Raw genomic sequence first — 14377 nt, 5'->3', positions numbered from 1 at the left:
AGTCGGCTCGTGGGGAGCCTGAGCTCTTCCTGGGAGGGGAGTGTGGACGGGATGTGCTGGGGTGGGGTTGGACAGTTTTCGCCCGGACGTTCGCCACGGCTACTCACCGACGTGACAATTTCGGGCTTTGTTGAAGCTGACGTCACATCATTTCGTGAGAGTGGGCTGGGGCGTTCCGGACGTATCGGCCGGAACGGTGCTCTCCGGCTCCTTCCGCCCGCGCGTCATGAGAACGCCACCCACCACCGCGAGTACGAAGCCGCCCACCGCCGCCCCGATCGGCAGTGTCGTGCCCACCATCCGCAGCTGCCCGCTGTCCCGCTTCGCCTGCCGCACGGCCTCCTTCTGGGTGGCCGTGGTGAACGAGACCTTCCGGCTGTCCAGCAGCACCGCCGCGTCCTTCTCGGCGCCCGGCGCCCGCAGGGTGCGCCTCGGGCCGGTCTGCGCGTAGATCACCCGGCCCGTCGCCTGGTCCACGACCAGCTCGAAACCGTGGTTGGAGTACCACTCCTCGGCCAGCACCTGCGGCCGGTTCGGCTGGTCGACGAGGCTGCCGGGGACCATGCGCGTGCCGGTCCTGGTCGGCGGCACGGAGCCGGTGAACTTGTAGCCGGTGTAGCCCTGGACCTTCGCGGTGCCGCGGTAGCGCAGCACCACCGTGTCGCCGAGGGTGTTGTCCCACCACTGGTAGGAGCGTTTCTGCACGTCGAAGGGGAACTTCAGATACGCCTCGCCCTCGATGTACGGCTTCTCCCCGCAGCAGTGCACCGGCCGCGTGGTCTTCCGGTCCATCACCCAGCGGTGCGGCACGAAGTCCAGCGCGTCGTGCGGATCGGCGGCCGGCAGCGACTTGTCGGTGTCGACCGTGGTCGTCACGTCCCAGACGGCGTTGCCGCTGCGTTCGCTGTCCTCGACGTTGCCCCGCACCCGCTGGGTCACGGTGATCGTCCGGTCGGGAACCGTCTCGATCCGGTCGGTGTCGAAGACGCTGCCCCGGCCGGTGTAGACGGCGGTGGTGTCGATGTCGATCGGGTTCACCGCGGCACGCGGCTCCACGTACCAGGCGAGCAGGGGCGCCAGCACCAGCAGGAACGTGCCGAGACCCAGCAGGACCAGGGAAAAGGGAGAGGTTGTACGGCGCATCCGGGCACTCCAGTGGCTTGGGACGGCTCGACGTACGAGAGGGCCGACACGGCGGAGGAAACAGCGCGTGCGGTTGGGCCGGGAACCGTAGGCCGCTCTTGACGGGGTGTCAATGCTTGTCGAGACTGGGCGCGACAGGCAGGGACGGGATGCCGGGGTGGGGAGACCTCCGGATGTTCTCCGGACGAATCCGGACAGAGAGGCTGACCCTGCGATGTCCAGACTGCTCGCTGCGGCGCTGACCGTCGCGCTCGGCGCCGCCCTTGCCGTGGGCGCCGCGCTCGGCGTGGTCGCGCTGCTCGAAGCCACACCCGACCAGCCGAACACCCCCCTGATCACGTACGAGCGAGACGCGCAGGGGAGTTGACGGTGACGGCCGCCCGCACCGCAGCCGTCACGACCCGCTCGGCCTGGCACGACGTACCGCGCTTCCAGGTGCGCCGGTTCGCCGCGATCGCCATGGCAGAGGCGCCCGCGCTCGCCGAGGAGATCCTCCGCGAGATCCAGCGCGAGTACCCGCATCTGCCCGTCGTCCTCGACGACTCCGGCGAGCCGATGGCCCTGGTCGGCATCCGGCGCGCCATCGAGGTGTTCGTGCAGCACCTGGAGCACTCGGAGGGACGCCCGAGCGTCCCGCCCGGCGTCTTCCAGGACTTCGGCCGCGGCGAGGGCAGAGACGGCCGCTCCCTCGACTCCCTCCAGGCCATCTACCGCATGGGCGTGCGCCTGGCCTGGCGCCGCTTCGCCGACATCGGCCAGCGCGTGGAGATCCCGCCCCCGGCGATGTACGAACTCGTCGACGCGGGCTACGAGTACCTGGACGGCCTGGTCGACCAGTCCGTACGCGGCTACGCCGAGGCGGCGGCCCGCCAGGCCGGTGAACGCCTGCGCCTGCAACGCCGGCTGATGGAGCTGCTCCTCGCCGAGCACCATCGCGGCGACCCCGCCGAGGCCCTGACCGAACGCGCCGCCCGCATCGGCTGGCCCTTACCGGCGAAGGTCGCGGTGGGCGTGCTGCTGCGCCCGGCCCGTGAGGCGATGGCCCCCGCGGTCGGCCAGGGCGTCCTGCTCGACATGGAGTACGAGCAGCCCCGCATGGTCGTGCCCGAGCCGGACGCGGCCGGCAGGCCCGAGCTCGTCTACCGGGCCCTGGCGGGCTGGTCCGGCGCGATCGGCCCGCCCGTCCCGCTCACCGACGCGGCGAAGTCGCTGCGCTGGGCGGAGGCGGCGGTCCGCCTGATGGAACGCGGCCTGCTCCCCTCCGGTGAGGTCCTCTACTGCACCGAGCACACCGAGGCCCTGGTCCTCCTCCAGCCCGAGGAACTCATCGACGACCTGGCCCTGCGGTGCCTGGCCCCCCTGACCCACTGCGGCCCGACCCACGGCCGCCGCCTGGCCGAAACCCTCCTGGCCTGGCTGGAGACCCGCGGCGGCGCCCCCGAGGTGGCCACCCGCCTCGGCGTCCACCCCCAGACCGTCCGCTACCGCCTGCGCCAGATCCGCGAACTGTGGGGCGACGAGATAGACGACCCCGACCGCCGCTTCGAACTGGAACTGGTGCTGCGGGCCCAGCGGTTGCGAGGGGAGCTGGGGGTGATGGGGGAGCGGCGGGGACGGTCCTGAGGACGCCTCGCAGAAGTCGGACCGGACGGCGATGGCGCCCGTACGGTGGGGACGCTGATCGGACATGGTGGTGCCCGTCGGAGTGAGAAGGTGGGGTTTCGGCCAGTGACGTACGCCGCGCAGGCCGTCGCCAGCGCAGTGCCCGGCCGCGTTCGCAGGCTCATCTGGCCGCCGTGGAGCCCCCGATGTGCATATGCGTGACGGGCGGATCCGAGGTTTGATGGAAGAAGCGCAGGGCACACCGCCCGCGCGGAGTCCTCAACAGGACGGCACAACATTCAACTTCATCGGGTCGCCCCCGATCCCGGCGCGGGCCCTCGCGTCCCCACCACACCGCGCCCCTCCATCGGCACACCCTTCCGTGGAGCATCCTCATGTCTGGCACCCCGGACTCCAACCGCCCTCCGCTGTCCGCCGCGGAGATCCGCACCTCCCCCCTCCAGGTCCCCCAGCACGACGCCCTGGACCCCAACGGCTTCAAGCCCGTCGAACTGCCCAAGTCGACGGTCGTTCCCGTGAAGACCCCGACGGCCCAGGAGCAGCCGGGGCCCGACCTGGCGCCCTCGATGCCGAACGGGCAGGACGGCATCCGGCTCGAACCCAACCGCTTCGAGGTCGGCGAACCTCCCCAGTTGGTCTTCGCCGGGCAGGAACTGGAGCCGCTCCTGGTCTTCAATCCCGACGGCCGCCGCCCCTACGACGACCGCACCTTTCCCTGGGTGCTGTCCTGCAGGGTGTCCTCCGGCTCCAAGAACGGGTCCGGAGTGCTGATCGGGCCGCGGCACGTACTGACCGCCAGCCACGTCATCGACTGGCAGGCGCTCACCGTCTCCGTCAGCCTGGTCCAGGGCTCCACCCAGCTCGCGAGTGCCGGCGGGACCCACATCATGGCCTACGAGCACATCGTGGACGTGACCTACAGCAACGCCGACGACGACTACGCGGTCGTGATGCTGGACCGCAGGCTGGGTGACGGCTTCGGATTCCTCGGCTGCCGTACCTACGACTCCGACTGGGACAACGAGACGGCGAACTGGTTCAACATCGCCTACGAGCCGCTCATCCACGCCACGGCGGCGAACTTCCAGACCGGCTTCTTCCTCGACGAGGACGACTTCGACCTCGGCGGCGGCCGCATGCTGATCACCAAGACCGGCGATTTCCTCAAGGGCATGTCGGGCAGCCCGGTCTTCGGCTTCTGGCCCGAGGGACCCTTCGTGGTCGGCGTGGCCAGCGCCGGAGCCAACGGCGGGTTCCTCGGCAGCTACAACGCCATCGCCGGCGGCAACAACCTCACCCGGCTCGTCAAGAAGGCCAGGGCCGACTTCCCCTGATCCTCGGCCCTCCCAGTGGCCCACCGGCCGGAGCCGCCGCAGGAACGCGGCTCCGGCCGGTGTGCCGCTGCCCATTGCCCGGGCATTCCTCTATGGCTAGCCTGTGTTCGTCATGCCGATCGCCTGTTGAAATCTCGAACACAGGCGCCTGAGACCTTTAGGGAGGGTGCCGGTCGTGGGACGCCTCGTACCAGCTGTGACCCGGGCTCTCGACATTCTCGAGCTCTTTCTCGACGGGGACGGGACGCTCTCCGCCCCCGACATCGTGCGCCGGCTCCAGCTGCCGCGCACCACCGTGCACGAGCTGGTGACCACGCTCGCGGCCCGGAAGTACATCGTTGCGATGCCCGGCCAGCCCGGACGCTACCGGCTCGGCGTGCGCCCGTACCAGCTCGGTTCCCGCTACTCCGAGCAGCTCGACCTCGCGGCCGAGGGCCAGCAGGTCGCCCGGACCGTCGCCGAGACCTGCGACGAGACCGTGCACGTGGCGATCCTCGAGGACACGGACGTCATCTACATCGCCAAGGTCGACTCCACCCACGCCGTGCGGATGGTGTCGGCGGCCGGCCGCAGACTGCCCGCCCACTGCACGTCCGTCGGCAAGATGCTGTTGGCCTCCCTCCCCGAGCCGGAGCTCACCGCGCGCATCCCCGACGGCGCCGAGCTGGTCGCGATGACCCCCAACAGCATCACCGACCCGGGCGCCCTGCGCGAGGCCCTGGCCGGGATCCGTGAGCGGGGCCTCGCCGTGGAGAACCGCGAGTCCAACCCGGACGTGTCCTGCGTGGCCGCGCCGGTCCGCGACCGCACCGGGCAGGTCGTGGCCGCCCTGTCGATCTCCGTGCCCATGATCCGCTGGAGCGAGGAGCGCCGGGCCGAGCTGGAGCAGCTCGCCGCGAAGGGCGCCGCCGAGCTGTCCGAGCACCTCGGGCACCGGGGCGCGGTGTGACGACGGCGTACGAGGTCGCGGTCCGTGCCGAGGCCGAGCTCGGCGAGGGACCCACCTGGGACGCGGCGGCCGGCCGGCTGTTGTGGATCGACATCCTCGGCTCCCGCCTGCACCGCTACGACCCGGCCACCGGACGCCGCGCCGTGCGCCGCACGGAACAGCACATCGGCGCCGTCAAGCCCCGCGCCGGCGGTGGACTGGTGCTGAACCTGCGCGACGGGATCGGCCTCCTCGACCCCGACGGCGGCTTCCGCTGGCTCCACCACGAGCCGGTCCCCGGCCGCCGCGCCAACGACGCCGCCGTCGCACCCGACGGCACGCTGTGGACGGGCACGATGCGCTACGACGAGGCCCCGGGGGGCGGGACACTGTCCCGCGTCACCGCGGACGGCTCGGTCGAGGTGGTGCTCGACGACGTGGCCGTCAGCAACGGCACGGGCTGGAGCCCCGACGGGCGCCTCATGTACTACGTCGACTCCCCGACCCGGCGGGTCGACGTCTTCGACCACGCGGACGGGCGGATCACCGGGCGGCGGACCCTCGCCGAGATCGAGGAGGGCGCGGGCTTCCCGGACGGGCTGACCGTCGACGCCGAGGGGTGCGTGTGGGTCGCCCTCTGGCAGGGGTCGGCGGTACGGCGGTACACCCCCGACGGTGAGCTGGACCGGGTGATCGAGCTGCCGGTGCCGCTGGTCACGGCCTGTGCCTTCGGCGGGGCCGACCTGAGCGACCTGTACATCACCACGGCCCGCGCGGGCCTCACCGACCCGCCCGCGCTGGCGGGGTCCCTGTTCGTGGTGCCAGGGGCGGGAAAGGGACTGACGCACCCACCGTTCGCGGGCTGACGTCGGAGGCCAGGGGCCTGAGGCAGAAGCAGAGGGAGGGGGCGCGGGGCCAAGGCCGCTCCCCGGGCCCCGGCCTCAGCGTCCCGTCCGGTCCAGTCGGCGCAGGACCGTCCGTTCGTTCTCCGTCAGCGGCGCGCCCACCGCCGCCGGCAGCGGTGGGCCGCTCAGTGTCGCCAGCACGGTCGAGGGCCGCAGCAGCCGTGTCGGCCCCGTCGTCATGCTCATCACGTCCCAGAGCGCCGACGCCGCCGGGTACGAGGCGGTCGCCGTGCGGATCATGCGGCGGGTGTACGCCGTGACCAGACGGTCGGCGACCCCGGGTGAGCCTCCACGCGTCCCCGGGTACCAGACGTCCTGGCTCACCGCCATCGTCCACGCGGCCTCCACCGGCCTGGCCGCCCGCCGCTGCACCCGCCGGGCGAGCCCGGGCTCGCCGAGTCCGGACCGCCGCAGCTCGTGGTGCAGCTCCCGTGCGCCCAGCGCGGCCACCGACATGCCCTGTCCGTAGGCGGGGTTGAACGTGGCCAGCGCGTCACCGAGGACGACGAGGCGGTCGGGCCAGGAGCGGACCTTCTCCAGGTACCGGCGGTGATTGCTCGTGCTGCGGCTGACGTGGACCTCGGTGAGCGGTTCCGCGCCGGAGATCAGCCGGCCCACGATGGGGTCGGGCAGATCCAGCGTGTACCGGAGGAACTCGTCGGGGTCCGACGGCGGTTCGCCGCCGCCTCGCGTGCCGGCGAGGCTGACCATCCAGCGGTCCCCCTCGATCGGCAGCACCATGCCGCTGCGGCCGGGCCGCCCCCGGTACGGATCGGCCTGCACCATGGTCAGGGGGAAACGCCCGGCCCCCTCGGGAGTGCGGTAGAGGCGGGTGGCGTTCACCAGGCCGGCGTCCACCGTCTTCTCGCGCACGTCGTCGATGCCCAGTCGCGCCAGCCAGTGCACGATCCGGGAGCCCCGTCCGCTCGCGTCCACCACGAAGTCGGCGGCGAGGTCCTCCTCCCCGGCGGTGGTCGACAGACGCACCCCGGTCACCCGCTGCCGCGACCCCGTCAGCTCCAGCACCCGCGCCTTGCGGATCACCACCGCGGTGCTGTCCAGCACGGCGCCCCGCACCGCCCAGTCGAGCAGGGCCCGGGTGCAGGTCAGCATCCGCGGCCCGGGGTGACGCCAGCGCCGCAGCCAGCCCTCGGGCGTGAGGGCGACCATGCCCGAGCCGAGCGGTATCTCGTGCGCACCGGCGGCGAGCAGGTGCTTGCGCATGCTCACGCCCGGCACCAGATCCTCCATGGGGGCCAGCCCGCCGGCCATGAGGAGATGCGCGTGACGTCCCTGCGGCAGGCCCTTGCGGTGCTCGGGCCCCTCGGGCAGATCGTCGCGGTCGAGCACGATCACCTCGTCCGCGACGGCGGACAGGGCCGCCGAGGCCAGCATTCCGGCCAGACCCGCCCCGATGACGACTGCTCTACGCGACATGCGACTCCTCGCACTCAGCCATGAAGGCTCCTTTGCCCTGCGGGCATTCCCCGTCGTCCGGCCACAGCCGCGCAGCGCACAACACCCTCCGCCGGCACCGGTTTCGAGCCATGCGGGCCCCGCCCCGGACGGCTCTCACCGTACCTTCACGTACCGTGTCGGCGGCCCCCCTGTGCGGTTCAGCCGGTGAGGGACCTGCCGTCCGTGGTGTCACGCGCCAGGGCGCGCACCGCCCGGAGGTCCTCCGGGCGGCGCAGCACCCGGGACACGGCGCCGATCTCGCGCAGCAGGTCCGTGGTGTCGCGGGCACCGGTGCCGTCGTCCTCCCCGGTCCGGTTCCTGGTCTCGATCGCGTCCAGGATCGCCGCGGTGGCGGCGAGCGCCTTCGCCAGTCCGGGCGGGTGGCCGAGGGTGAGGGCGGCTTCGTGGAAGCGTGCGCGCCGGTCCTCGTCGATGTGCCGGGCCAGCGGCAGCAGCACGTCGCGGATGAACGTCTCCCGGCGCACCAGCCGCAGTTCCGGCGTCGCGCGCAGCAGGAGCGGCACCCCCGCGCCGTTGACCGTCCTCATCAGCAGGTACAGCGGCCGCAGTTCGTGGAGGGCGAGCCGGACGTGCCAGCGGCCGTGCAGGTACTGCCCGGCGTGCGGCAGGATGAAGCCGACCGCGATGAGCACGGCGGACAGGCAGGCGAGCGGCGGGGCGACGGCCGTGCTCAGCCAGTCCACGTCCCGCCCGGACCAACGGGCCACCACGGCACTGATCTTGGCGGCGTCGAAGAGCAGCTGCGCCGCGTAGCCCACGCCGAGGAACTTCAGTCCCCAGCGCAGCAGCGAGTCGAGCCCGTCCGTGCGGACCCAGTTCCAGATCAGCCCGTTGGTGACCAGTGCGGCCAGGGTGTGCGCGAGCAGGTAGAGCACGATCATCTCGCGCATGTACGGGGTGTTCGCGTAGTACGTGTCGAGGTCCCGCAACCGCTCCTGCGGTACCTCCGCGAGAGCGAACAGCACCCACATCGCGACGATCACGCCCGCATAGACCGCCACGACCCCCCGCATCGCGCGCCGGGTGTGCTCCGAGCGGTCGGACAGGCCGTTGCGCCAGGAGATGATCAGCAGCAGGCAGGACGCGCAGAACGCGGTGAGCAGCGAGTAGACCCAGGGGCCGGAGAAGTTCGCCACCCCGGTGAGCCGGTTGACCCGGGCGATCGTCGACGGCGCCACGAAGACGAACACCGCGCAGGCGAGCAGCAGCAGCCCGCCGACGGCCCGCAGCAGCGGGTCCTTCCAGAGCCGGATGATGCTCGGCAGCTTGATGGCCAGGGCTGCGGCGAGGACCCCCGCGGGGATCCACCAGAAGTTCGGATAGAACTGGTTGACGAACTCGGCCGGGGTGAGCGCCACCGTCGTCACGGAGCCGCACCTCCTCGCGGTCCCCGGTAGCCCAGCGACCGCTGCAGGGGTTCGAGGGGGACGTCCGGTCGGCGTCCGCCCGGCAGCAGGACCCGGCAGCGCGCCGCCAGTTGATGTCCGAAGGCGTCGGCCTCGGACTCGTCCCGTTCCCGGGAGCCGTTGCGGGCGGCCACGGTCAGCGCGACGTCCTCCCACCCGGGCCGGTCGGCGAACGCGTCGGCCGCCGCACCCGCCCCCGGGTGATGGCGGTGCCCCGCGTGCAGATGCCACAACTCGTGCCCGAGTATGACCAGTTGCTGCACCGCCTCGGCCCGTTCCTCGACGATGACCAGGTCGAAGTCCTGGAACTCCATCCACAGGCCGGTCACTTCGATCTCGTCCGGGAAGCGTTCGAAGCGGAGCTCGACGGGGCGTCCGCCGCGCCGGGTGCTCATCTCCTCGCACAGCGCCCGGCACAGCGACCGTACGTCGTCGGGGTACCCGGGGCGTGCCCGGACCGCGGTGGCGAGCTCGGCGGCCAGGCCGCGCATGGCTGAGCCACTGCGTGGGCGCCTGAGCGCGGCGGTGACTCGGGCGGCCCTGATCCGCGCGCCCGCGATGTCCATCGCTCCCCCTCCTCGCCGCCGGCCCGTCGACCGACGACGGCCCCTGCCGGCGGGTCCGAGACTACGCGCCCGAAAGCGGGCGCGTCATGCGATCAGACGTCCGATGTTCAACGGACAACGACCGTTCCCGCCCGGACCTCCTGACCTGACCTCCCGACCGGACTTCCTGTCCGGAATCCGGCCGGACCATTGACGCGCAACCGCTTCGAATTTACGGTCCCGTTCGAGGTGGCGAGCGCAATCCGAAATACCGAACGGTTCCTGATCATCGATCGCAAGGGCAGGGCAGGGGACGAGCTGACTTCGGTTCTTGGGGGCGCGGGGAACCACGCGACCGGCCACGACACACCCGCAGACGAAACCGGACCTCGAAAGGCAAGCATGAACACCGCCCGCTTCACCCTCGACCCCGCCTTCACCATCGGCGAAGTCAACCCCCGCCTCTTCGGAAGCTTCGTGGAACACCTCGGCCGCTGCGTCTACACCGGCATCTTCGAACCCGGCCACCCCACAGCCGACGAGGCCGGCCTCCGCCAGGACGTCCTGGACCTCGTCAAGGAACTCGGCGTCACCGCCATCCGCTACCCCGGCGGCAACTTCGTCTCCGGCTACAAGTGGGAGGACTCCGTAGGCCCCGTCGAGGACCGCCCCCGCCGCCTCGACCTCGCCTGGCGCTCCACCGAGACCAACCGCTTCGGCCTCTCCGAGTACATCGCCTTCCTGAAGAAGATCGGCCCCCAGGCCGAGCCCATGATGGCCCTCAACCTCGGCACCCGGGGCGTCGCCGAGGCCCTGGAACTCCAGGAGTACGCCAACCACCCGGCCGGCACGGCCCTGTCCGACCTCCGGGCCGCGCACGGCGACAAGGACCCCTTCGGCATCAAGCTGTGGTGCCTGGGCAACGAGATGGACGGCCCCTGGCAGACCGGCCACAAGACCGCCCAGGAGTACGGCCGGATCGCCGCCGAGACGGCCCGCGCCATGCGCCAGATCGACCCGGACGTCGAACTCGTCGCCTGCGGCTCCTCCAGCCAGTCCATGCCGACCTTCGCCGCGTGGGAGGCGACGGTCCTGGAGGAGACGTACGACCTCGTCGACCACATCTCCCTGCACGCCTACTACCAGCCCGAGAACGGCGACCTCGACTCCTTCCTGGCGTCCGCCGTCGACATGGAGTCCTTCATCGAGAACGTGGTCGCCACCGCCGACCACATCGGCGCGAAGCTGAAGTCGAAGAAGAGGATCAACCTCTCCTTCGACGAGTGGAACGTCTGGTACATGTCGGAGTGGCACGAGATCGAGAACTCCGGCGCCCGGGACTGGGCGGAGGCCCCTCGCCTCCTGGAGGACAACTACAGCGTCCTGGACGCGGTCGTCTTCGGCTCGCTCCTCATCGCCCTGCTGCGCCACGCCGACCGCGTCACCGTCGCCTGCCTCGCCCAGCTCGTCAACGTGATCGCCCCGATCCTGACCGAGCCGGGCGGCCCGGCCTGGCGCCAGACCACGTTCTTCCCGTTCGCCCAGGCCTCGCGGTACGGCCGTGGCGAGGTCCTCGACGTCCGCGTCGACTCGCCGACGTACGAGACACAGAAGTACGGCGAGACCGACCTGCTGCACGCCACCGCGGTGCGCGCCGAGGACGGCTCGGTCACCCTGTTCGCGGTCAACCGCAGCCGCACCGACTCCCTGCCGCTCGAGGTCACCCTGAACGGACTGGAGCTGACGGGCGTCGTCGAGCACAGCGCCCTCGCCGACGCGGACCCCGACGCCCGCAACACCCTCGGCGACCCGGAGCGCGTCGCCCCGCACACGGTCGACGGCACGGCCCTCCGGGACGGCACGCTCAGCGCCGTTCTGGAGCCGCTGTCCTGGAACGTGATCCGCCTGGCGTGACCGATCCAGCCGGTTTCACGGGCACGCCTCCGGCCGCCGCGCCCAGCAGGGTCAGCCGTGCCTCTCCGGGCCCGGACGGTGTGGTCCCGTCGGACAGCACCGCCAGCGCCAGTGTGTTGGCACCCCGTGTGCGCAGGATCCCGTTGGGCAGCACGAAGGTGTGCTGCGGGCCCACGTCGTTGATGTACTGGCCCATGTTCCAGCCGTTGAGGAAGATCTGGACGCGGTAGGCCCGGCCCGGGTCGTCGTCGAGGACGAGCCCGATCGAGGCGTCGACCCCGGGGAGGACATCCAGCCGGAAGTCCGTCCGGTACCAGGTGACGCCCTGCCGCCGCTCGGCCCGGGGGAGTTCGGTGTCCTTCCAGTCCCCGTCGTCGTACTCGGGCAGATGCCAGCCCTCGCGCTCCCCGTGCAGCCCGCCGTTGTTCATCGGCCCGCGCACGGGATCGAGCGTGGACGCGCCCTGGACACGCCAGGTCACCTCGGGGGAGCCGCCCTCGAAGGTGACGGCGGTCAGACCCCGCGCGGCCTTGTGCGTGTCGAGGGCCTCGCCGTCCATGTCGTGCTGCATCGGCCGCACGAGCACGGACAGCACGTGCCGGTCGCGCTTCCCGTCCCGTGCCTCACGGAACCTCTCCCGCAGCTCCTCGGGCAGGGCGAAGGCGGCCTTGGCGGTCCACGTCCCCTGCCGCGCCCGCTCCTTGTCCGGTACGGGCATCCGGTGCGTGCCCAGCGGCTCGCCGTCCAGCCAGGCCATCAGCAGGCCCTGCGTGCCCGTGCTGTAGGCGAGGGAGACCGACTCGATGCCGTTCTCGTCGCTCCACTCGCCCCGGTACCAGACGTCGCCGTAGTGGAAGCCGTAGTCGTCGGCGAACAGGACGGGCTGCCCGTCGGGGACGGGCGTGGTGCTGAAGGTCGTCTCCTTGTCGGCCGTCGTCCAGTCCGAGTCGTCGAAGTCCGGCTCGGACTCCGGATTCCCGGTCTGCCGTCGCCAGCCGTCGAGCGCGGGCAGGGCCGGCCGGGTCACCCCGGGCAGCGGCCGCAGCGCCAGCAGGCTGCCGGAGGCGCTGATCCGGGTGGCCACCGCGCGCCCGTTCCACGTCACATGGGTGATCCCGGGCGGTCCCCACACCTCCAGGCCGGTCGCGCCGACGGTGTCACCGGTGAGGTGGACCGTCGAGCCGCGCAGGGTGGCGGACCGCAGCAGGGCGGGGCCGTAGACGAGGAGCGGGCCGGACGGCGTCTCGTACGGCCACAGCCGCAGGGAGGTCGCGTCGTCGGCGAACAGCACCAGCATCGGTGTGTCCACGCCGTCGCCCTCGACCCGCACCCGGCTCAGCCCGCCGGCGCCGAGCGGAGCGGTGATGTTCAGCTTGTTGAGGTTCCAGGACCACGCCGGCTCCGCGTCCAGCCGCATGGGAGTGGGCTCGTCGGGGCACTCCAGCACGACCTGCGCGAGATCGCCCCGCCGGCCCGCGAACACGGCGATGTCCTGCCGTCCGGCGGTCAGGCTCAGCATCGGCTGGACGGTGGCGTGCACCAGCGTCCGCTTCCCGAGCCTCAGATCGGCGGCGATCAGCTTGGCGTCCCGCGCGGGGACCATGACCGGCACGTTGATCCCGGCGTCCGGCAGCGTCACCGAGACCGCCTCGCCGGAGTCGTTGCGCAGAACGTAGAAGTGGGCCCCGGTGTCGGGGTTGGTCAGGTGGTAGACCTTGATCCGCTCGTCGGTCGCGCGCACGGACTTCGCCCGGTGCAGCTTGGCGAGGTCGGGCACGAACCGCAGCAACTGCCCGGTCTGGTGCATCGGCGCGAGCTTCGGGGTGGCGTTGCGGGCCTCGTCGAACGCGGCGCCGTAGTCGTACGAGGTGTAGACGGCCGGCGCGGGCAGCCAGCCCCAGGAGGTGCCGCCGAAGGTCATGTAGACGTTGTGCAGGGTGATGCCGTTGGCGAGGTTGGTGAGGTGGAAGCGCCGCTCGTACGCCGCGTCCCGGGTCCGGCGCGCCTCGGCGTACCCCTTGCCGTCGAACGCCGCCCCGCCCCACGGGTCGAACCGGCCCCCGCCGAACTCGGGCACGAACCCGGGCGTCCTCGGACTGGCCGTGGCCCCGCCCTTGGCGCCGCCGGTCCCGAAGAGCCCCCAGTCGGACGGCGCCCGGTCCGGCTCCGGGTACCCGTCGAACCCGTACAGCCAGCGCCCCTTCTCCCCGCCGGTGGAGAACGAGCCCGGGGTCCAGTGACCGTTGCGGCCCTTGTCGTTGTGGAACAGCGGTACGTCGATGCCGTCGGCGCGGACCTTCTCGTACAGATACGACATGTAGGCGCGCCCGGACGGCTCGTCGACGTGCGCGTCGTACTCGTTCTCGATCTGGTAGAGCAGGACCGTGCCCGTGCCCCGTGTGAACAGGCGTTTCGCGACGATGGCGTTGACGGCGGTCAGCCACTCGTCGACGTACTTCAGATACGTCGGGTCGGAGGTCCGGGCGCGGCCCTCGGTGGCGGTCAGCCAGCCCGGGAAGCCGCCCGCGTCGACCTCGGCGTTGATGTACGGCCCGGGCCGCAGGATCACGTACAGCCCCGCCTCGGCGGCCGTCCGCAGGAAGAGGTCCAGGTCGCGCACGCCGGTGAAGTCGTAGCGGCCGGGGGCGGGGGAGTGGTGGTTCCAGGCGACGTACACGCTGACGGCGTTGTAGCCGTGCGCCCGCATCTTCTCCAGCACGTCCCGCCACAGCGACGGGCTCGGCAGCCGGAAGGGGTGCATCTCGCCCGACCAGAGCACCAGGCGGCGGCCGTCGACCAGCAGCGAGTAGGAGTCGAAGCCGATCTCGTGCGGTCGGCCGTCCGCGCTCGGCACCGGGGGCGGCGGGCCGGTGGGCGCGGTGCGTGCCGGGTGGGCGGAGGTCGGCGACCCGCTGCCGGTCAGCGCGAAGCCGAGCGCCGCCGTGCCGGCCAGAGCGTGGAAGGTACGCCTGCTGAGCTCCAAGGGAGCGCCTCCTGTTGTGCCTTGCGATACGTGATGCGTGGTGCGAGGTGCGTGTGCTCGTCGTGCGGGGTGCGTGTGCTCGCTGTGGTGCGCGGTGCGTGTGCTCAATGTCTACAG

General features: G+C 71.7%; 11 protein-coding genes. 6 read left to right on the top strand and 5 right to left on the bottom strand.

From position 1 onward, the window contains the following. Positions 1–147: 147 nt before the first annotated feature. Positions 148–1143 carry a DUF3068 domain-containing protein gene (locus IGS69_RS10140; RefSeq protein WP_190898434.1) on the bottom strand — a complete coding sequence of 332 codons (996 nt, stop codon included), beginning with the start codon at positions 1141–1143 and terminating at the stop codon, positions 148–150. Between the two features lie 214 nt (positions 1144–1357). On the opposite strand from IGS69_RS10140, the gene IGS69_RS10135 reads away from it, so the two are divergent. The 5 genes from IGS69_RS10135 to IGS69_RS10115 all read left to right on the top strand — a co-directional run bounded on the left by IGS69_RS10135 (position 1358) and on the right by IGS69_RS10115 (position 5894). Next, the gene (locus tag IGS69_RS10135; RefSeq protein ID WP_190898433.1) at positions 1358–1510 is read left to right on the top strand and encodes a hypothetical protein; all 153 of its coding nucleotides are present in this window, start codon (positions 1358–1360) and stop codon (positions 1508–1510) included. Positions 1511–1512: 2 nt separating this feature from the next. Then, positions 1513–2766 carry a helix-turn-helix domain-containing protein gene (locus tag IGS69_RS10130; RefSeq protein WP_190898432.1) on the top strand — a complete coding sequence of 418 codons (1254 nt, stop codon included), beginning with the start codon at positions 1513–1515 and terminating at the stop codon, positions 2764–2766. A 374-nt stretch (positions 2767–3140) separates the two neighbouring features. After that, complete coding sequence (locus IGS69_RS10125) at positions 3141–4100, top strand: trypsin-like serine peptidase (RefSeq protein WP_190898430.1); 960 nt, start codon at positions 3141–3143, stop codon at positions 4098–4100. 175 nt (positions 4101–4275) lie between these two features. Further along, a complete protein-coding gene (locus IGS69_RS10120; RefSeq protein ID WP_190898429.1) occupies positions 4276–5049 on the top strand; it encodes an IclR family transcriptional regulator in 774 nt (257 codons plus the stop codon). After that, complete coding sequence (locus tag IGS69_RS10115) at positions 5046–5894, top strand: SMP-30/gluconolactonase/LRE family protein (protein WP_190898428.1); 849 nt, start codon at positions 5046–5048, stop codon at positions 5892–5894. Before IGS69_RS10120 ends, IGS69_RS10115 begins: the two co-directional genes overlap by 4 nt. Before the next feature lie 75 nt (positions 5895–5969). On the opposite strand, the gene IGS69_RS10110 is transcribed toward IGS69_RS10115, so the two are convergent. From IGS69_RS10110 to IGS69_RS10100, 3 genes are all read right to left on the bottom strand, one after another. Next, positions 5970–7370 carry an FAD-dependent oxidoreductase gene (locus tag IGS69_RS10110; RefSeq protein ID WP_190898427.1) on the bottom strand — a complete coding sequence of 467 codons (1401 nt, stop codon included), beginning with the start codon at positions 7368–7370 and terminating at the stop codon, positions 5970–5972. A gap of 179 nt (positions 7371–7549) precedes the next feature. Continuing rightward, the gene (locus tag IGS69_RS10105; RefSeq protein ID WP_190898425.1) at positions 7550–8779 is read right to left on the bottom strand and encodes a DUF6545 domain-containing protein; all 1230 of its coding nucleotides are present in this window, start codon (positions 8777–8779) and stop codon (positions 7550–7552) included. Next, positions 8776–9384, bottom strand: coding sequence for a toxin-antitoxin system, toxin component family protein (locus IGS69_RS10100; protein ID WP_190898424.1), 609 nt, complete (start codon positions 9382–9384; stop codon positions 8776–8778). The genes IGS69_RS10105 and IGS69_RS10100 overlap by 4 nt, the downstream gene beginning before the upstream one ends. Positions 9385–9765: 381 nt before the next feature. Between IGS69_RS10100 and arfA the strand changes: the two genes are divergently transcribed. After that, entirely contained in the window at positions 9766–11277 is a 1512-nt protein-coding gene (gene arfA / locus IGS69_RS10095; protein ID WP_190898423.1) for an arabinosylfuranosidase ArfA, read from the top strand. Here the strand turns inward: arfA and IGS69_RS10090 are convergent. Next, positions 11228–14260, bottom strand: coding sequence for a glycoside hydrolase family 35 protein (locus IGS69_RS10090; protein ID WP_190898422.1), 3033 nt, complete (start codon positions 14258–14260; stop codon positions 11228–11230). The two genes, arfA and IGS69_RS10090, sit on opposite strands and share 50 nt — an antisense overlap. Positions 14261–14377: the final 117 nt, after the last annotated feature.

This window comes from Streptomyces tuirus, assembly GCF_014701095.1.
Lineage (GTDB): Bacteria > Actinomycetota > Actinomycetes > Streptomycetales > Streptomycetaceae > Streptomyces > Streptomyces tuirus.
Note: the sequence above shows the minus strand (reverse complement) of the source record. Positions and strands in the feature narration are given on the sequence as shown.